At 48.9% G+C, this 18,407-nt stretch carries 17 protein-coding genes and 5 tRNA genes; 19 read left to right on the top strand and 3 right to left on the bottom strand.

Features of this window, described 5'->3' with window-relative positions:
* Nucleotides 1-157 precede the first annotated feature (157 nt).
* The 7 genes from V2546_RS00970 to V2546_RS00940 all read left to right on the top strand — a co-directional run bounded on the left by V2546_RS00970 (nt 158) and on the right by V2546_RS00940 (nt 3,791).
* Nucleotides 158-1,666: a lectin like domain-containing protein gene (locus V2546_RS00970; protein WP_329751311.1), complete on the top strand. Its 1,509-nt coding sequence runs from the start codon at nt 158-160 to the stop codon at nt 1,664-1,666.
* 7 nt (nt 1,667-1,673) lie between these two features.
* Nucleotides 1,674-2,276 (top strand): XTP/dITP diphosphatase, encoded by a 603-nt coding sequence (locus V2546_RS00965; protein WP_118297378.1) that lies wholly within the window; start codon nt 1,674-1,676, stop codon nt 2,274-2,276.
* 3 nt (nt 2,277-2,279) lie between these two features.
* Nucleotides 2,280-2,804 (top strand): metallophosphoesterase family protein, encoded by a 525-nt coding sequence (locus V2546_RS00960; RefSeq protein ID WP_118297260.1) that lies wholly within the window; start codon nt 2,280-2,282, stop codon nt 2,802-2,804.
* A 542-nt stretch (nt 2,805-3,346) separates the two neighbouring features.
* Nucleotides 3,347-3,421: transfer RNA gene (locus V2546_RS00955), tRNA-Pro, on the top strand.
* A gap of 92 nt (nt 3,422-3,513) precedes the next feature.
* Nucleotides 3,514-3,584, top strand: a tRNA-Gly gene (locus tag V2546_RS00950).
* 23 nt (nt 3,585-3,607) lie between these two features.
* Nucleotides 3,608-3,681, top strand: a tRNA-Arg gene (locus tag V2546_RS00945).
* A gap of 36 nt (nt 3,682-3,717) precedes the next feature.
* Nucleotides 3,718-3,791, top strand: a tRNA-His gene (locus V2546_RS00940).
* 255 nt (nt 3,792-4,046) lie between these two features.
* Here the strand turns inward: V2546_RS00940 and V2546_RS00935 are convergent.
* A tRNA-Gln gene (locus V2546_RS00935) sits at nt 4,047-4,119 on the bottom strand.
* Between the two features lie 280 nt (nt 4,120-4,399).
* Here V2546_RS00935 and V2546_RS00930 point away from each other — a divergent pair.
* Nucleotides 4,400-4,924 (top strand): C-GCAxxG-C-C family protein, encoded by a 525-nt coding sequence (locus tag V2546_RS00930; protein WP_329751310.1) that lies wholly within the window; start codon nt 4,400-4,402, stop codon nt 4,922-4,924.
* Between the two features lie 214 nt (nt 4,925-5,138).
* Here V2546_RS00930 and V2546_RS00925 read toward each other — a convergent pair whose 3' ends face one another.
* On the bottom strand, nt 5,139-6,677 hold the full coding sequence (locus V2546_RS00925) for an AbgT family transporter (RefSeq protein ID WP_118531100.1): 1,539 nt from the start codon (nt 6,675-6,677) through the stop codon (nt 5,139-5,141).
* Between the two features lie 382 nt (nt 6,678-7,059).
* On the opposite strand from V2546_RS00925, the gene V2546_RS00920 reads away from it, so the two are divergent.
* Nucleotides 7,060-7,686 (top strand): nuclease-related domain-containing protein, encoded by a 627-nt coding sequence (locus tag V2546_RS00920; RefSeq protein ID WP_329751309.1) that lies wholly within the window; start codon nt 7,060-7,062, stop codon nt 7,684-7,686.
* Between the two features lie 325 nt (nt 7,687-8,011).
* Here V2546_RS00920 and V2546_RS00915 read toward each other — a convergent pair whose 3' ends face one another.
* On the bottom strand, nt 8,012-9,556 hold the full coding sequence (locus tag V2546_RS00915) for an AbgT family transporter (RefSeq protein WP_142410563.1): 1,545 nt from the start codon (nt 9,554-9,556) through the stop codon (nt 8,012-8,014).
* Nucleotides 9,557-10,020: 464 nt separating this feature from the next.
* On the opposite strand from V2546_RS00915, the gene V2546_RS00910 reads away from it, so the two are divergent.
* The 10 genes from V2546_RS00910 (at nt 10,021) to atpG (ending at nt 18,365) form a co-directional block, all read left to right on the top strand.
* The gene (locus V2546_RS00910) at nt 10,021-11,127 is read left to right on the top strand and encodes a M20/M25/M40 family metallo-hydrolase (RefSeq protein ID WP_118531094.1); all 1,107 of its coding nucleotides are present in this window, start codon (nt 10,021-10,023) and stop codon (nt 11,125-11,127) included.
* A gap of 724 nt (nt 11,128-11,851) precedes the next feature.
* Complete coding sequence (locus V2546_RS00905) at nt 11,852-12,460, top strand: hypothetical protein (RefSeq protein ID WP_118531092.1); 609 nt, start codon at nt 11,852-11,854, stop codon at nt 12,458-12,460.
* Nucleotides 12,461-12,790: 330 nt separating this feature from the next.
* Nucleotides 12,791-13,099, top strand: a complete 309-nt coding sequence (locus tag V2546_RS00900; protein WP_021904588.1) for an AtpZ/AtpI family protein — start codon at nt 12,791-12,793, stop codon at nt 13,097-13,099.
* Nucleotides 13,100-13,215: 116 nt separating this feature from the next.
* The gene (locus tag V2546_RS00895; protein ID WP_021904589.1) at nt 13,216-13,602 is read left to right on the top strand and encodes a hypothetical protein; all 387 of its coding nucleotides are present in this window, start codon (nt 13,216-13,218) and stop codon (nt 13,600-13,602) included.
* An 89-nt stretch (nt 13,603-13,691) separates the two neighbouring features.
* Nucleotides 13,692-14,384: a F0F1 ATP synthase subunit A gene (gene atpB / locus V2546_RS00890; RefSeq protein ID WP_015553053.1), complete on the top strand. Its 693-nt coding sequence runs from the start codon at nt 13,692-13,694 to the stop codon at nt 14,382-14,384.
* Nucleotides 14,385-14,497: 113 nt separating this feature from the next.
* On the top strand, nt 14,498-14,752 hold the full coding sequence (gene atpE / locus V2546_RS00885) for an ATP synthase F0 subunit C (RefSeq protein ID WP_015553054.1): 255 nt from the start codon (nt 14,498-14,500) through the stop codon (nt 14,750-14,752).
* Nucleotides 14,753-14,821: 69 nt separating this feature from the next.
* Nucleotides 14,822-15,337 carry a F0F1 ATP synthase subunit B gene (gene atpF / locus V2546_RS00880; RefSeq protein ID WP_021904590.1) on the top strand — a complete coding sequence of 172 codons (516 nt, stop codon included), beginning with the start codon at nt 14,822-14,824 and terminating at the stop codon, nt 15,335-15,337.
* Nucleotides 15,325-15,873, top strand: a complete 549-nt coding sequence (gene atpH, locus V2546_RS00875) for an ATP synthase F1 subunit delta (protein WP_329751308.1) — start codon at nt 15,325-15,327, stop codon at nt 15,871-15,873. Before atpF ends, atpH begins: the two co-directional genes overlap by 13 nt.
* A 98-nt stretch (nt 15,874-15,971) precedes the next feature.
* The gene (atpA, locus tag V2546_RS00870) at nt 15,972-17,474 is read left to right on the top strand and encodes a F0F1 ATP synthase subunit alpha (protein ID WP_021904592.1); all 1,503 of its coding nucleotides are present in this window, start codon (nt 15,972-15,974) and stop codon (nt 17,472-17,474) included.
* A gap of 15 nt (nt 17,475-17,489) precedes the next feature.
* Nucleotides 17,490-18,365 carry an ATP synthase F1 subunit gamma gene (gene atpG, locus V2546_RS00865; protein WP_329751307.1) on the top strand — a complete coding sequence of 292 codons (876 nt, stop codon included), beginning with the start codon at nt 17,490-17,492 and terminating at the stop codon, nt 18,363-18,365.
* The last annotated feature ends 42 nt before the right edge of the window (nt 18,366-18,407 follow it).

The following is an 18,407-nucleotide window of genomic DNA, read 5'->3' as shown; positions in this document are numbered from 1 at the left end:
AGGTCTGCGCACTTGTTGCGCTGACCGTAATAAAGCACAGGCTTGAAGGTGAAAATCCCATCGGCGCAGCCGACCAGGAATGGATTTTTGATCGTAACCTGCCATGCAGGACAGGGAAAATGCCGATTGCAGGCGGAATGTGGGTAAGACGGAGAAGATGAGAAGCCGAAGAAGGAAAAGACGTGGGAGCGGTCTGTGGCCCGGAGCGGTCGCAGTGCTGGCAGCAGGCATGGTTTTTGCTGCGAGGACAGAAATCTTGGATCTGGCAAAGACAGGGATCGACCTCGTAGTGGACGATGACCATCAGGAAAACAGCGCAGAGAAGCCTGATCTGAGCGTCACGGAGAATTCTGACGCTGCAGCTGATGGGGAAGAAACACTGACGGATGCCGGAGCGAACAGTACAGATGAAACGGGAGCTGACCGGAAATACATGGATGCGGACAGTGAAATTTCCGCAGATGGATCCGGGGAGCAGGAGTTTATAGAACTCCCGTCATCCTACGATCTGAGGGAACACCGGGCGATCCGTGTTTCCGACCAGGGAGATCTCGGTACGTGCTGGGCATTCGCGGCATTAAAGGCGGTGGAGACGTCCATGCCGGAATCCATGGCAGTGCCGCTCTCGGCGGACCATATGTCGATCCACAACAGCTTCGGAATCAGTCAGAATTCCGGCGGGGATTACAGTATGGCGATGGCCTACCTTCTCGCCTGGCAGGGACCTGTCTCGGAGGCGGACGATCCATATGGGGACAGCACCTCACCGGACGGTCTTGCACCGGTCTGTCATGTCCAGGAGATCAGGATTCTGCAAGCGAAGGATTATGGCGCGGTAAAACGGGCGGTATTTTTATACGGAGGCGTCCAGACATCGCTCTATCTTCCGGCGGAAAACCGTGGGGGCGACGGAAATGTCTGTTATAAAGGCAGCGAGGAGCCGAACCATGACACCGTGATCATCGGCTGGGATGACGATTATCCGAAGGAAAAGTTCGCATCAGCTCCGGAGTCGGACGGGGCGTTTCTCTGCATCAACAGCTGGGGAGAAACCTTTGGGGATGGTGGATTTTTTCATGTCTCCTACGAGGACAGTCGGATCGCGGAGAGCAGTATCTCCTATCGCGGGATCGAGCCGTCGGATAATTATGACAGGAATTACCAGAGTGATCTCTGCGGATGGACCGGCCAGATGGGCTATGGAGAGCCGGACGCATGGATGGCGAACGTGTATACAGCAGAGTCGGAGGAGACGCTGGAGGCAGTGGGATTTTATGCCACGGCGCCGGACACGGAATACGAAGTGTATGTGTTTGACGGGGACAGTTTCCGTGAACATGTGGAAAACGGTGTGAAATTTCAGGTGGACAGTGGAAAAGTCCTGGCATTCGGCATGGTCACGGATGCAGGATTTTATACGGTCCGCCTGGCAAAACCGCAGACGGTGAATGCAGGAGAGCCGTTCGTTGTGGCAGTTAAGATCCACACGCCGGGGACAACGCAGCCGGTGGCGGTGGAGTATGCAGGCAGCGGGCGGACAGGAAATGTTGACATAAGCGACGGTGAGGGGTATATTAGTTTTGATGGCGGCACATGGGAGCGGACCGAAGAGTCAAAGGGATGCAACGTGTGCCTGAAAGCCTACAGCAGGATCATTGGAAAGTGAGAAGAACATGGAACATAAGATTGTTTTTGCAACATCAAATGCCGGAAAGATGCGGGAGATCCGTGAGATCTTAAAGGACCTCGGAGCGGAGATCCTGTCGATGAAGGAGGCAGGCGTGGATGTTGATATTGTGGAAGATGGAGATACATTCGCGGCAAATGCGTTAATTAAGGCAAAAGCTGTTTGGGAGAAGACCGGTGGGATCGTTCTCGCGGATGATTCCGGGCTTGTGATCGATGCCTTAAACGGGGAGCCGGGCGTCTACTCCGCGCGGTATATGGGGGAGAAGACTTCCTATGAGATCAAGAACTGGAATCTGATCCATCGTCTGGACGGTGTCCCGGAGGAGAAGCGCACGGCGCGCTTCGTCTGTGTGATCGCAGCGGTCCTTCCGGATGGAAGAACCTTGACAGCGGAGGGAACGATGGAAGGCGTGATTGCGCATGAACCGGCTGGTGCCGGCGGATTCGGCTATGATCCGATCTTGATGCTTCCGGAATACGGGAAGACATCGGCGGAGATCACTATGGATGAGAAGAATGCCATCAGCCACCGCGGTAAAGCGCTTCGGGCGATGAAAAAATGTCTTGCAGAAGAAATCGGAGAGTAAGGTATGAAAATTCTGATCGTGAGCGATACCCACAGAAGAGATGGAAATCTCAGGGCAATTATTGAAAAACAGTCCCCGTTCGATATGCTGATCCATCTGGGGGATACCGAGGGCAGCGAGATCTATTTTAAGGAATGGGTGAATAATGATAACTGCGTGATCCATGTTGTGCGCGGAAATAATGATTTCTTTTCCCAGACAGACAAGGAGAAGGAGATCTCCATCGGGAAATACCGGGCATTTCTGACTCACGGTCACATGTACGGCGTATCGTTTGAGCTGGAGACGATCAAGGAAGAGGCGAGAGCCAGAAAGGTGGATATTGTCATGTTTGGCCATACCCACAAGCCGCATCTGGAGTACTGTGAGGATGGGCTTGTGGTGCTGAATCCGGGAAGTCTTTCTTATCCGAGACAGGACGGGAGAAAACCATCGTATATGCTGATGGAGATCGACCGGAATGGGGAGGCGCATTATACGGTCTGTTATGTGGATCAGGATCGGGATATTCCGTCGGGGTTGTATTAGACGGGGTGTGACTGAGATATGGTGTTGGCGAGAGGGCGAAGAAAGATTTTGACTGGATCGCAGTGTTAGCGAGAGTACGCGGTGAGCTTCCGCCCAGGAGCGCCCAGGGATGCGGGGATGGTTCCGCTAAGCTCCCGGGAGACTGCTAAGGGCGGGACACAGATACCGCAAACTCGCTTCGCTCAGACAGTGCGGTCTCTGCGTCCCAACGCAGTCACCCGCGAGCTAAGAGGAACCAGATCCCCGGATCAAGGCACTCCTGGGCGGAAGATCACCGCTGGTAGTGTCGAGAATACAGTCACCCTTTGCTGAAACAGTTATACCTGCGAGTTAAGAAAAAGTAGATGCCTGGATCGAGGTCCTTAGTCAGAAGCTTCCCGCTGACTGCAGTGACGGTCGCGGGTTTTAATGGCTTGGAGGGTAACGTGGACTGCAATTTTATTGGAAGATTTCAAAAAAATGGTTGACAATCTATCGTGTTCACGGTATAATTTTAAACGCATTTAGTGAACTTTTGCTTTTCAAATGCTTCGCAGAAATTCCGGGGTGTGGCTCAGCTTGGCTAGAGCACCTGGTTTGGGACCAGGGGGTCGCAGGTTCGAATCCTGTCACCCCGATTTTTATCGAAAGAAAGATAAAAAAATTGTTGACAGATGAACGGATATGAGATATAATATTCAAGTCAGCGAAAATAAAACAAAGTTTTCCTGCGGGTGTAGTTCAATGGTAGAACACCAGCCTTCCAAGCTGGATACGTGGGTTCGATTCCCATCACCCGCTTTGCTTTTGCGAAAAAGCATAATGAGTCTGTAGCTCAGCTGGATAGAGCAACGGCCTTCTAAGCCGTGGGTCGGGGGTTCGAATCCCTTCAGGCTCATTTGAAATCAAGTGCGATTTCGAATTTTATATTATGGTGGGTATAGCGCAGCTGGTTAGCGCGCCAGATTGTGGCTCTGGAGGCCCAGGGTTCGAATCCCTGTATCCACCCGTATTTCCCTGGGAAGCAGTTCCCGGGGCTTTTTTGTTTTGTTGGGGAAGCTGCTGTGCTAATAGGTCCTATGTCAATGGATGGGGCGGAGTTCATAAGAACTCTGCCCCATCGTTGGTTCTGGAATGGTTTGTGATAGCTATTAAAAACTTCCGGGAGCTTTAACCGCGTTCAGAGGTTAGATTTCCTGTTGCAAACAGATAAAAAAAGTGCTTATAATAAAAATTACAAGCACTGGATTTGCGAATCATTTCCTGGGCCAACGGGATTCGAACCCGTGGAATGCAGGAGTCAAAGTCCTGTGCCTTACCGCTTGGCGATGGCCCAGGAAATGATTCGCTGTCATATGAATGTGGCTGAATCTTTGATACAACCATAACGATATTATTCTACCATAAGACATGGAAAAATACAAGCAAAGGTTCTTCGGAACAGTGACAAAGAGAAAAGCGAGTTATTTTTCGCGAGTAGGGATTTTACGAACTGAAAATTCCGTATGATACCGCTGCGATCGAGGATTTTGCCGATTCGGAATGCGAAGCATTGGAAAATTTTGTTACACAGTATATGCTATGGTAACGGGAAAGATACGAAAGGGGTAGAAGGAATGGCAGAGAATAAGCCGATGGATATTGTGGAAAAACCAACAAAAAATGAAACAGTCTGTGAAAAAAGCCGCGGGGACCGCGCGCGGGAACTGTTCCGGGAAGGTTACAATTGCTCCCAGGCGGTGACGCTGGCATTTGCTGAGGAGCTGGAAGCACGGGGGATCAGCAGAGAGATGGCGGCAGGCCTGGCGTCCTCGTTTGGCGGCGGCCTCGGAAGACTTCGGGAGGTATGTGGCTGTGTCAGCGGAATGGCACTGGTCTGTGGGGCTCTGGAAGGCTATACAGACCCGAAGGCGGTAGCGGCGAAGCAGGATCACTATAAGAAAATTCAGGAGCTTGTAACGACGTTCAAGAACGAGAACGGAAGCTACATCTGCCGGGAGCTGCTGGCCGGGATTAATACGGATACGAATCCGGTGCCGGAGGCGAGAACGGAGAGCTACTATAAAAAGCGCCCGTGTGCAGAGCTCGCAGCCTGTGCAGCGGATATTCTGGAGAGACATCTGAAAGAGAACCAGAAATAATAAAATCAACTTCGGCGTGCTGCGGTGAACTGCTTGCAGCGGCAGTTCGGGCGAAGAATTGAATTTCCGATTTTGAGAAGAAAAGAACTCATCTCTGAGGTATCAAGATGCCATGGAGGTGAGTTTTAAGCAAAAAACGACCCGCCGCAAAAGCGACGGGTCATCCTGCCTTTATATTTTACGCAGTAAGCTTTGTAAGCTGCTATACTCTGAATTAGAGGATTCCAGCCGGAAGAGCAACGCCTACGCCCGGTCCGAACGGAAGTCCGATCATCATCCAGATAACAACTACGATGATCCATGCGATCTGAAGAACGATGGACATCGGAATCATGTTGGAGATCAGAGTACCAATTTTGAGATCCGGAACGTACTTTGTCTGAGCAACACTTAAGATCATCCAGATATATGCGGACATCGGTGTCCAACAGTTGAACGGGGAATCACCAATTCTGTAAAGTAACTGTGTGAAGCCCGGATGGTAACCGAGGAGCATGAACATCGGAACGAAGATCGGAGCGAAAATAGCCCACTTCGCGGAACCGGAGGATACGAAGATGTTGACGAAGGAGCAGAGGATGATGAAAGCTACACAGAGTGGAATGCCTGTGAAACCTGCAGCCTCGAGACCATCAGCACCTGCGATCGCAAGGAGTGTACCAAGCTTTGTCCAGTTGAATAAGCCCTGGAACTGTCCGCAGAAGAAGCAGAACAGAACGTAGGAACCCATAGCAGCCATCTGCTTAGACATTGCCTTGTTGACATCAACAGCGTTCTTGAATGTACCTGCAGTGAAGCCGTATGCAAGACCGCAGAGACAGAACAGAACGAACAGGATCGGGATCAGGCCCTTTAAGAGCGGGGATCCAATAAACGCACCGTTCTCGCCGGAAAGAAGACCGGTGAAGAATCCGATTGCAATGATGATGATGTAGATGATCGCGGTAAGAGCTGCAGCATTAAGACCTTTCTTCTGCTGCGGAGTAACTTCTTCAAGTTTTGCTTCTCCGGCACCCTCGTATTTTCCGAAACGCGGCTCGATCATATGTACGGAACAGAATCCGATAACTGCTGCGCAGAGGAAGGTGGAGAAGATCATGAAGAACCAGTTACAGGTCGGGTCAACCTGGAATGTTGTATCCGGGATGAATGCCTTGATCGCATCGTTTGTAAGACCCTGTAACAGAGTATCAGTACCGGCAACCATCAGGTTCGCTGTGAAACCGGCCTGAGCACCTGCGTAACCAACCATCATACCAACTACCGGGTGTTTGCCAACGCCCATGTAAACGATGGCAGCCATCGGCGGGATAACGACCATAGCTGTATCGGAAGCGATGTTTCCGACTGTACCGACGAATGCGATTACATACGGGATCATAGATGCCGGAACGTTCTTTAAGGAACTGTTCAGCATGGAGATCAGCATTCCGGACTCCTCACAGAGACCGATACCGAGTGTCATTGTGATAACCAGACCTAACGGAGCGAAACCGGTAAAGTTCTTTACCATGTTGCCTAAGATCCAGTCAACGCCGTCTTTGGAGAACAGGTTCGCAGATGTTACAACCTCTCCGGAAGCCGGGTTTGTAAGGGCAACGCCCATTACACTGAAGATGCAGCCGATGATGGCTGTGATAAGGAAGAGCCAGCAGAACAGAATCGCTGGCGGCGGCAATTTGTTACAAACTTTTTCGATACCATCAATCAGTTTGTCCACGCCGGTTTTCTTAGCGGTAGTGTTTTCACTCATTTGAAAAACCTCCTGTAAACTTAATTTACGGGACCTAAACCCCCGAGATCCCGCTTGCATGGATATTATACTATAAATGGTTCGAAAAAGCTATATATTTTTTAGAAAGTGTTTATAATTTTTATTTTTAAATTAGAAAACTGAAAAAAAGCCCGGAGATTTCGCTAAATGGAATGACAAATATTTGGTAAAAATGCACAAATCAGGAAATGGCGATCATGAGAAGATTATTGCGTTTATAGTGGTTTCGTGTTAAGATAAAGTATCGTGCATGAAACGTGATGACAGATAATAAAGGAATCCTGCCTGACGGATTCAAAAAAGACTGTCAGTGGCAGCAAGTGCCAATGTGCGGTTAATTGAATACCTGGGAGGATAAAATATGTTTGGTGGAAACTTTCAGACATGGAAACTTCATTCGGCGCAGGACTATTTTATGTTCTTTGCCTACATTTTGGCCGGTGTGATGGTGTTTTGGCTGATCGCGAAACACATGAACAAACAGCGGAATCACGAAAAGGCTGTAGAAAAGGTCTCCGCGCGGCTGAAAAAGATCTGTGGAAAGCCCGGTGAGGTTTTAAAGAACGCGACTTTAAATCTGCCGGAAGGAAAAATGACGTTTGATGCGGTCCTTATGGATAAGAGAGGCGTTTACCTTGTAAGAACTTATGGCTGGGGAATTAAGATATACGGAACTCCGGACGGAGCAATGTGGCGGCGAGAGGACGCAAAAAGAAAAGAAGAATTTGAAAATCCGCTTCTTAATTTAAAGAAAGGTGCGGAGGAGATCGGAAAGATCATGGAAGAAAACGGAGTCCATAATTTAAAGGTTATGCCGATGGTCGTTTTTGCAGATAACTACCAGACTCCGGAACTGTATCTCGGATATGGTTCTTATTCCACGACTTATCAGGAACTGAAAAGCTGGTATAAAAAACAGTCCGGCGTGAAAGAAGTCCAGTATGACTATGATAAGGTTTCTTCTATTATAAAAGGACTTGTAAAGTAGGAGAGGACCGGAAAACAGAATAAAGGGTATGAGACAGGCGGTCTGGTAAGCGGATCACCTGTTTTTTATTTAACAGGAAACTCCGATGGAACTTCCTGTTAAATAAAAAGGCACTGCGTGCCTAACTCGCGCGAAGATGAAGGTTGTCGCAAGCGACCACGCGAGATGCCGAATGTGCCGAGGCACCTTCTTTTTATACATAGGGACATTCGGTGTTACGGGGTGGCCGGAGACCGACATAGATGAGACAAAAAACGCCAGGGCACTTCACATGCCCTGGCGAAATAAACGTATTCAGTTATGTAATTCTGCAGGATCGGATAATTTACATGATTCCTGCCGGAAGAACGGAACCGACACCCGGACCGATCGGAAGACCGATGAGGTACCAGATGATAAAGAAGACAACCCAGATCACTTCGAGGATCACTGCGATCGGAAGAAGGTTGGAGATCAGGGTACCGATCTTTAAGTCCTTCATGTACTTGGTCTGAGCAGTTGCGAGAACCATCCAGATATACGGGGACATCGGAGTAACCGCGTTTGTCGGGGAATCACCGAGTCTGTAAAGTAACTGTGTAAAGCCCGGATGATAACCGAGGAGCATGAACATCGGAACGAAGATCGGAGCGAAGATCGCCCATTTTGCGGAACCGGATGACATGAAGATGTTTACACATGTTACAACGAGGATGAAGCATACAAATAACGGGATACCTGTGAATCCTGCGGACTGAAGAATGTCAGCGCCGCCGATTGCGAGGAGTGTACCGAGTTTTGTCCAGTTGAATAAGCCCTGGAACTGTCCGCAGAAGAAACAGAAGGAAATATAGGAGCCCATTGCTGCCATCTGTTTGTTCATAGCTTTACTGATGTCGCCGGATTTCTTAAAGGAACCGGAACCAAAACCAAATGCGATCGCACAGATCGAGAAGAATACGAACAGGATCGGGATCAGGCCTTTTAAGAGCGGAGAACCAACGAAGGCACCATTCTCACCTGCTAACGGACCAGTAAAGAATCCAACAACGAGGATGATAATGTAGATGATCGCTGTAATTCCTGCACAGCGGAGACCTTTACTCTCAGAAGCACTCAGTTTTTCGATCTTTTCATCGGAGGAACCTTCGTATTTTCCGAAACGCGGCTCTACAACCTTTGTACAAACAGCACCGATCACGATAGAACAGAGGATTGTGGAGGCGATCATGAAGAACCAGTTACAGGTAACATCTACCTGGAAGGTAGTCTCCGGAAGGAAACCTTTGATTGCGTCATTTGTGAGACCCTGAAGCAGGGAGTCTGTACCTGCAACCATCAGGTTTGCAGTGAAGCCTGCATTTGCACCTGCATATCCGCAGATCATACCTGCAACCGGATGCTTTCCGGCACCGATATAGAGAAGAGCGGCGATCGGAGGGACGATGATGTTCGCAGTATCAGAAGCGATATTTCCGATCGTGCCGACAAATGCGATAAGGTACGGAACGAGTGCCGGAGGAACATCGCTTAAGCAGCTCTTTAAGAGGGACATTACGAGACCGGACTCCTCGCAGAGACCGATGCCGAGGGTCATGGAGATTACCAGACCGAGCGGTGCGAAACCGGTAAAGTTCTTTACCATATTGTCAAGGAACCAGTGGAGTCCGTCTACCGAGAAGAAGTTCTGGGAAACAACGGCTTCATTTGTTGCCGGGTTGATCAGGCTCACGCCAGCTACCGTTGCGATCGTACCGATGATCGCCGTGAAAAGGAAGAGCCAGCAGAACAGGATTACCGGGTCGGGAAGTTTGTTACATACGTTTTCAACGACTGTTAACGCCTTGTCGAGCCAGGTTTGCTTAGTGGTACTAGTGGTGTTTTCGCTCATATAGAAACCTCCTGCAATAGTAAAAGTACGAAATAGCTGAAAAAACAGGGAGATTTCCAGCAATTCCGCCGATTGAGAAAAAGTTAATTCTTTGTTAAGAATAAAGAATATAAACTTTTTATGAATTAATTATATATCTTTTGTAAATATCTGTCCACACCTTTTTTTATTTAGTGAAAAAGTTGTTACAGTTTATATTGTTAATAAAGAATAAATAATTCAGATAATTCAGACAATAATAAAGAGATGAGTTCCGGCGCGCTGAAGGAGCGGATGAGGAAAAATCATGGATCTTCGGGGAATCGCGGAGAAAATATGAAGCGTGCCGGCATGGAAAAACGCTGTATCAGGGCAGTGTGGATTCTTGCGGAGACAGCAGATCCATGTTAGAATAAAAACACAAAATTGTGATGCAAAAGAACGAAATGCCGGTATTTTGCATGTAAAACAGGAGGGGTAATGCCATGATAAATGAGAAGAGACTGCTCGACACATTCTTTGATTATGTTATGATCGACAGTGAGACAAAGAATGAAAAAGCGATGGGGGAAAAGCTGGTTGAGGATCTTAAAGTACTTGGACTGGAAGTAAAGACCGACAAAGCCGGGGAAGGTTTTGGCTCCAATGGATTTAATGTATGCGCATATCTTCCGGGAACGATCCCGGGTGATCCGACGATCATGTGTGCACATATGGATACGGTGACTCCGGGCAATGGCATCAGACCGCTTGTCGATGACGGGATCATCCATACAGACGGCTCCACGATCCTTGCGGGCGATGACAAATCCGGAATCGCAGCGATCATGGAAGCAATCAAGGTGATCAAAGAACAGAATATTCCGTGCCGCAATACAGAGATCTTATTTACGATCGGCGAAGAAGGTGGTATGAACGGTGTCAAGAATATGGATCTGTCCATGATTAAAGGAAAAGAAGCGATGGTATTTGACGCCAGCGGTGATATCGGAAAGATCTTAACCTGTGGACCGGGGCAGATCAAGATCTTCGCGACGATCATTGGAAAATCTTCCCATGCGGGTCTTGCACCGGAAGAGGGAATCAGTGCGATCCAGGTCGCAGCGAAGGGAATCGCAAAGATGAACCTGCTCAGAATCGATGAGGAGACTACTTGCAATATCGGAACCCTGAAGGCGGAATATGCGACCAATATCGTTCCGGAGAAGGCAGAATTTGTGGCAGAAGTCAGAAGCCGCAACCTCGATAAATTAAATGCCCAGGCTGCGCATATGCAGAAGTGCCTGCAGGATGCCTGCGACGAGATGGGAGCAAAGCTTGAGATCGAGTTGAAGACAAATTATGTAAGCTTTAACGTGGAAAATGATGATCCGATCGTGCAGAGAGTCTTTGAGTCCTGCAAACGTCTTGGATATCAGGCAGTGACCGCAAAAGGCGGCGGCGGAAGCGACGCGAATGTGATGGCACTTCACGGGATCAAGCCGATCGTACTCTCCACAGGTATGACAAAGGTACATACGACCGGAGAAACATTGAAGATCGATGATCTGAACAAGTGCGCAGAGCTGGTACTGGATCTTTTAACACACTAAATTTAAGAAGAAATGATAAAAACGGGGCGGCCGGATTCAAAGGCTGTCCCGTTTTTTCACTTGTTACTCAGGAGAAAATCTCAATGAACTTTCTGCTGCACAACAGGCACGAAATACTGAATGATATACGCATGTGTGAAGATACAGAATGCTGCAAGTGAACGTGCGGGATGAGCGAACGGGTCAAGAGACATTTAACTGCAGACATGAAAAAACTCCGGTTCTGGCATACCGGAGTTTTTTCACACAAATACTAAAAAAGGGGGATGTATGAGTATCGAATATATGTCAATCCTGGATCACAGGGATCCGAGAATTATGTTTAGTCGAGTCCGGCATAAATGTGCGCGCATTTCATTTGCCTGCCGGCCCCATTTTTTATATATACCTGATCAGGCGCTACACGCCTCGTCTTTCGTCTTTTAAAAACGCTTCGTGATGTCTTTAACTGATTGGTATCTTTTATGATACAAAGTATACAGGAAGAATGTGACGGAAGTATGGAGAAACTCTAAAAGGAAAATAAAATAAATGGAGATTTTCTAACGAAAAAATAACCATTTCTTTAGAAATTGTTTATTGTCAGGAAAAAGAGGGCGTGGTATAGTTCTGATACAGTGAGACAGGTACATTTATGAATAGAAGGAAGCCCGGGTACCCGGTAAAAATCTGCCGGACACGGATCCGGATGGACCGGATAAGATCAGAGGAGGAATATTGTATTATGAAAAAACATGTATTGTTAGCAGCGGCACTCTGCGTGACAGCAGTGATGGCGACAGCATGCGGCTCAAAAAACACTCAGGAGACAACAGCGGCTGTGGAGGCTTCCGCAGCGGAGACATCCGCCGTTGATACAACAAAACCGGATCTCTCCAATGTAGACCCAAAGATGGCGGAAGGACCGGGAGCTTTTGAGACGGACGAGAGTTCTGAGGGCGTGCAGGTTGCAGAGATCTCTGATGAGGAGATGGCGAAGCTTCAGAGCCAGGCGGCTGCCCAGCTCGAGAAGACAGACTATAAGTCCTACGCAAAAGAGATCATCGCGATTGTAAAGAATAAAGATATGGAGGGGCTTGCGGACCACATCGATTTCCCAACCTTTGTCTCCTGTGTGAAGACGAACGGAGGCATGGTCGATACGAAGGAAGACTTTATGAAACTGGATCCGGCAGAGATCTTCTCCGATGAGATGGAGGCTGCGATCGAAAAGGTGGATGTCGATTCCCTGGAGCCGGTTATGGCCGGGATCGTCCTCGGTGACGGTGCTCCGAACATCATTCTTGGTGTCACTGCGGATGGAGAGCTCGCAATCACCGGAATGAACTACTAAAACAGAGACGGACTGTAAGGGAAAACATCTGACGGGTCCGTGAAACTGATACATAAGAAAATAAAGTAATAGGAAAAAATGAAGGGACATGGAAGTATCTGTGTCCCTTTTTCCTATATACAAATATAGGAGAAACATGAATCCTGTTGACTTTTATCCAGAAATACACCTGGTGATTTTTGGACAATTATCCATATGTGTCCAAATATACCATGTTATTGACAAAAGAATTCACGAAATATCTGTAAAGTCGATGCGTAGAAATGGACAAATCCGCAAATATTTAGTATAATGGCGGTATGCGTTACGCGGTAAGTGAGGTGGGAGAAAATGCGTCAGAAAAAAAACGGACTCGAAAACCTGGTGCTGATCACCCAGCTTGGACTCAATGTTGTGACACCGGTCCTTATCTGTGTGCTTTTCGGAAGCTGGATCGATAAAAAGACCGGACTTCATACCGTTCTGATCTTTCTGATCCTGGGGGTTCTCTCGGGCGGCCTGAGTGCATATAAGATGGCGAAGCATATCGTAGACAGAGAGAAAGAAGACGAAGACAGGGAAAAGAAAGAGCAGGTAAAGCAGTGGGAGAGCCGTTTCGGAACCGGAGACGGTGCTGACCGTCCCAAAAGATGGCGGTGACGGCCGAAGGGACGGCAAAGAAGACGGTACCCGTAAACGAAAGCGGAATATGAAGCAGCAGGGAACTGTCCGGCAGAAGACAGCCTCGGCAGGGTAATTGAAAGGGTGGAACAATCGTGAGTGATAAGACAAAGAGACAGGTAGTGGGAATGAGCATCGGGATTCTGATCCATAATATGATCTTGCTTCTCATCTGCCTTATTTTTTTCCGAACCGTTCCGGTGATCGCCGGAGTGCTGATCGGAGCCGCGGCGGCGGAGGTACTGCTCATCAGTATCGCGAGATCCACGGAACTCTGTGTGGAATCGGCTGATGGGGCGTACAGCAGCAAAAAGATGGTGATCCATTCGCTGATCCGCAGCCTGTGCGCGGTAATACTGGTGTGCCTTTTATGGAAATTTACGACGATCAACCTTTTAGCAGTCGTTCTCGGCGCACTGGGCTTGAAGACCGGAGCTTATGTGTATCCGGTACTTCAGAAACGAACCGACCGTATGGCCTGATCTTCAGGCTTGACGGATAGAGTCTTATACGCTGCTGTTGTGGAACAGACAGCAGTCTTTCAGGAGTCTTAAGGAAAGGAGGAAAAAGAATGAGTGGTGGCAGTGGTGCTGATTTCATGATCCACGGGATCGTGAAATACCATCTCTTCGGTCATGAACTCTGGCTGACGACGACGACGGTCGGAATGACGATCGTTACGATCGTTCTGCTGATTCTGGTGATAGCCGCGAACCGTGCATTAAAACATGCGACGGATGTACCTGGAACATTCCAGAATATCATCGAATTCGGTATGGAAATGCTGGAAAATATGACCACGGGGATTCTTGGCAGTTCAGCGAACCGGTTTGCGAACTATATCGGAACGATTTTTCTGTTTATTCTGTTCTGCAACCTGAGTGGTCTGTTCGGCCTGAGAACGGTTACTGCCGACTTTGGTGTTACGTTCCTTCTTGGTCTGGTCACGTTTGCGATCGTACAGTATCAGGGAATCAAAAATCATGGTGTCGGACACTTTACGGGATTGTTTCAACCTCTCCCGGTGCTGTTCCCGATCAATCTGATCGGTGAATTTGCGAATCCGATCTCGATCTCCCTTCGCCTGTTCGCGAACATGCTGTCCGGAGTTATTATCATGGGTCTCTGGTACGGAATGATGCCGGTCTTATTAAAAATCGGTATTCCGGCCGCACTTCATGTGTATTGCGACCTGTTTTCCGGGTGTATCCAGACATACGTATTCTGCATGCTGACTATGGTCTATGTAAATGATAAACTGTAGGAACGCAGGGCGGAACAGGGAAGGCAGGACCCCATCGACGCAGTCGATCGGAAAGGATTTTGCCTGTAGCTGTGAATGACAGCTATAAAATTTTTTTACAGGAGGTTTTATCTATGAATATTACAGGACAGGATTTGATCCATGCTTGCTCAGCAATCGGCGCCGGTATCGCGATGATCGCCGGTATCGGACCTGGTGTTGGACAGGGTATCGCCGCTGGTTTCGGCGCATCTGCAGTCGGCCGCAACCCGGGCGCGAAATCTGATATTACATCGACCATGCTTCTTGGACAGGCCGTTGCCGAAACGACCGGTCTTTATGGTCTTGTTGTTGCCATTATCCTTATGTTCGTTAAGCCGTTCGGTTGATCCGGATATGGGAACAGGAAAAAACTTCCGGCTATGCGCGGAAGTTTGTAAAGGAGGCGAGATGAGACCTTGGAACGGTTAATAAATTTTGACCCTCAATGGATCAACGACATTGTGATCACGGGAATCAATATTTTTATCCTGTTCTTTGTAATGTCGTATTTTCTCTTTAATCCGGCGCGTGAAGTACTGGAAAAAAGAAGAAAACGGATCGCGGGTGATCTGGAAACGGCAAAGACAAGCCGCGAAGACGCGCTCGCGCTGAAAGCAGAGTATGAGGATAAAATAAAGTCCATCGACAAAGAGGCGCAGGAAATTCTCGACGCAGCGAGGAAAAAAGCGAAAAAGCAGGAAGCTGATATCTTAGCGGAAGCGAGAGAGGAAGCAAACCGCATCGTTGACCGGGCAAACCGGGAGATCGAGCTGGAGAAGAAGAAAGCGCTTGAGGACATGAAGACGGAGATCGTTTCCATTGCGTCCCTGATGGCAGAGAAGGCGGTTGCCGCTTCCATGGATGTAAAGATCCAGGATTCCCTGATCGAGGAGACTTTAAAGGAAATGGGTGAGAGCACATGGCAAAGTTAGTGTCAAAGGTCTACGGCGACGCGCTGTTTGAAGCTGCCATGGAGCGGGATATGCTGTCGCCCGTATATGAGGAAGTACAGTCACTGCAGACGATCCTCATGGAGAATGCAGACCTTGTACAATTTTTGAACCATCCGCAGATCATAAAAGAAGAGAAGTTAAAGGTCGTGGAAAATATCTTTAGAGGAAGAGTTTCCGATGACCTGATGGGATTTCTTGAGACCGTGATCGAAAAGGGACGGCAGAAGGAGCTCCCGAAGATCCTCGACTATTTTGTGAATCGTGTAAAGGAATATAAAAAGATCGGTATCGTAACTGTTACAAGCGCGGTGGAGCTCTCCGCGGAGCAGAAGGCCCATACGGAGGCGAAGCTTTTGGAGACCACAGCTTTTGTGAGTCTGGAAGTTACCTATAGCGTCGATCCTGCGATCCTCGGCGGACTCGTGATCAGGATCGGTGACCGCGTGGTGGACAGCAGCATCAGGACAAGACTCGGGGAGATCCGGAGAGACTTAATGAAGCTGCAGCTGGCGTGATCCCGGCGGATCCGGGACCGGAAACAGCAGTCCGGCAGCAGAAATAATACTGAACAGTTACGTGATGAAATGGAAAAGAAAGAAGGTGCAGACCTCAAATGAATTTAAAACCAGAAGAGATCAGCTCGGTCATCAAAGAGCAGATCGAAAGATATTCGACGAAGCTGGAAGTCTCTGACGTGGGTACTGTCATCCAGGTAGCGGACGGCATTACACGAATCCACGGTCTTGAGAATGCCATGCAGGGAGAACTTCTGGAATTTCCGGGAGAGGTTTACGGCATGGTGTTAAACCTTGAGGAGGACAACGTCGGAGCGGTTCTGCTCGGTGATTCCTCAAGCATCAGTGAGGGAGACACCGTAAAGACGACAGGACGTGTCGTTGAGGTTCCTGTGGGCGATGCCATGACAGGACGTGTCGTGAATGCCTTAGGACAGCCTATCGATGGAAAAGGTCCGATCCTTACGGATAAATTCAGAAAGATCGAGCGTGTTGCCCACGGTGTTATCGAGAGAAAATCCGTAGATACCCCGCTTCAGACAGGTATCAAGGCGATCGATGCCATGGTTCCGATCGGACGCGGACAGCGTGAGCTTATTATCGGCGACCGTCAGACTGGTAAGACGGCGATCGCGATCGATACGATTATTAACCAGAAGGGACAGGGAGTTCACTGTATTTATGTTGCAATTGGACAGAAAGCATCAACAGTTGCGACAATCGTGAAAACTCTTGAGGAGTTCGGCGCGATGGATTACACGACACTTGTCGTATCCACAGCTTCTGACCTTGCCCCGTTACAGTATATTGCCCCGTATTCCGGTTGCGCAATCGGTGAAGAGTGGATGGAGAACGGCGAGGATGTGCTTGTCGTTTACGATGACTTAAGTAAGCATGCGGCGGCGTACCGTACCCTGTCCCTGCTTCTTAAGAGACCGCCGGGACGTGAGGCATATCCGGGCGATGTTTTCTATCTGCATTCCAGACTGTTGGAGCGCGCGTCCAGACTTTCCGATGACCTTGGCGGCGGTTCCCTTACCGCACTTCCGATCATTGAGACGCAGGCGGGTGACGTATCGGCCTACATTCCGACAAACGTCATCTCCATCACAGACGGACAGATCTACTTGGAGACCGAGATGTTCAACTCCGGTTTCCGTCCGGCGATCAACGCGGGTCTTTCTGTATCCCGAGTTGGCGGCGCGGCACAGATCAAGGCGATGAAGAAGATCGCTGCCCCGATCCGTGTGGAGCTTGCCCAGTACCGCGAGCTCGCTTCCTTCGCCCAGTTCGGTTCCGAGCTTGACGCCAGCACAAAGGAACAGCTTGCCCAGGGCGAACGCATCCGTGAAGTTTTAAAGCAGCCGCAGTATCAGCCGATGCCGGTCGAGTATCAGGTCATCATTATCTACGCGGCGACGAAGAAATATCTCCTCGATATTCCGACAAATCAGGTTCTTGATTTTGAGAAAGAGCTGTTTAAGTTTATCGATACAAAGTATCCGGAGATCCCGGCAAGCATCCGCGAGGCGAAGCAGATGACACCGGAGACTGAAGAATTGCTGAAAAAAGCTATTGAAGAGTGCAAGGCAGCAAGATAAGGCAGGTGATGTATCATGGCAACCATGAGAGATATTAAACGAAGGAAATCCAGTATTGAGAGTACCGAGCAGATTACCAAAGCCATGAAACTTGTTGCCACTGTAAAACTCCAGAAATCCAGAACGAAGGCGGAAAATTCGAGATTGTACTTCAATCTGATGTACCAGACGATCCAGGAGATGCTGAAGAAATCCACCGGGATCCGGCACCGCTATTTAAAGAGCGGGGATTCGAAGAAAAAGGCAGTTATCGTCGTTTCTTCCAATCGCGGACTTGCCGGCGGATATAACTCCAACATCATCCGTCTCGTGACGGAGAGCGGGATCCCGAAAGAGGACGCTCTCATCTTCGCGATCGGACGGAAAGGACGCGACGGACTCGCAAGGAAAGGCTATGAGATCAAAGCGGATTACTCCGATGTGATCGACGAGCCGCTCTACTCCGACGCGCAGCAGATCTCAAAAAAGCTTTTAGCCATGTTTGAGAAGAATGAGATCGGAGAGATCTATCTGGCGTACACGGCGTTCAAAAATACCGTAAGCCAGATCCCAACGTTCTTAAAGCTTCTTCCGGTGGATCTTGCGGCAGCAGGGCCAAAGGGCGAAGTAAAAGAAGAAAAGCCGGATCTTCTCATTATGAACTATGAGCCGGACGAGGACGAAGTTCTGGATGCAATTATTCCGAAGTATGTGAGCAGCCTGATCTACGGGGCATTCTTAGAGGCCGTTGCCAGTGAAAACGGTGCGCGAATGACTGCAATGGATTCGGCGACGAACAACGCGGAAGAGATGATCGGAAAACTGTCGCTGCAGTACAACCGTGCGCGTCAGGGATCCATCACTCAGGAGTTGACAGAGATCATCGCGGGCGCGAATGCCATCGATGGTTAAAAAGAAATATGAGTAATTATTTGGCAGACTTGCGTACTTGCG

Source organism: Clostridium sp. CM74B_53, assembly GCF_036318045.1.
Lineage (GTDB): Bacteria > Bacillota > Clostridia > Lachnospirales > Lachnospiraceae > Pilosibacter.
This window is presented reverse-complemented; position numbering and strand designations above follow the sequence as displayed.

Coding starts and splice junctions, on each gene's coding strand:
- V2546_RS00915 (WP_142410563.1), bottom strand. CDS start 9,556: ATGAGCGAAAACACCACTAGTACCACTAAGCAAACCTGGCTCGACAAG.
- V2546_RS00925 (WP_118531100.1), bottom strand. CDS start 6,677: ATGAGTGAAAACACTACCGCTAAGAAAACCGGCGTGGACAAACTGATT.
- V2546_RS00970 (WP_329751311.1), top strand. CDS start 158: ATGAGAAGCCGAAGAAGGAAAAGACGTGGGAGCGGTCTGTGGCCCGGA.
- atpG (WP_329751307.1), top strand. CDS start 17,490: ATGGCAACCATGAGAGATATTAAACGAAGGAAATCCAGTATTGAGAGT.
- atpH (WP_329751308.1), top strand. CDS start 15,325: ATGGCAAAGTTAGTGTCAAAGGTCTACGGCGACGCGCTGTTTGAAGCT.
- V2546_RS00960 (WP_118297260.1), top strand. CDS start 2,280: ATGAAAATTCTGATCGTGAGCGATACCCACAGAAGAGATGGAAATCTC.
- atpA (WP_021904592.1), top strand. CDS start 15,972: ATGAATTTAAAACCAGAAGAGATCAGCTCGGTCATCAAAGAGCAGATC.
- V2546_RS00910 (WP_118531094.1), top strand. CDS start 10,021: ATGATAAATGAGAAGAGACTGCTCGACACATTCTTTGATTATGTTATG.
- V2546_RS00920 (WP_329751309.1), top strand. CDS start 7,060: ATGTTTGGTGGAAACTTTCAGACATGGAAACTTCATTCGGCGCAGGAC.
- V2546_RS00930 (WP_329751310.1), top strand. CDS start 4,400: ATGGCAGAGAATAAGCCGATGGATATTGTGGAAAAACCAACAAAAAAT.
- atpB (WP_015553053.1), top strand. CDS start 13,692: ATGAGTGGTGGCAGTGGTGCTGATTTCATGATCCACGGGATCGTGAAA.
- V2546_RS00900 (WP_021904588.1), top strand. CDS start 12,791: ATGCGTCAGAAAAAAAACGGACTCGAAAACCTGGTGCTGATCACCCAG.
- V2546_RS00965 (WP_118297378.1), top strand. CDS start 1,674: ATGGAACATAAGATTGTTTTTGCAACATCAAATGCCGGAAAGATGCGG.
- V2546_RS00905 (WP_118531092.1), top strand. CDS start 11,852: ATGAAAAAACATGTATTGTTAGCAGCGGCACTCTGCGTGACAGCAGTG.
- atpE (WP_015553054.1), top strand. CDS start 14,498: ATGAATATTACAGGACAGGATTTGATCCATGCTTGCTCAGCAATCGGC.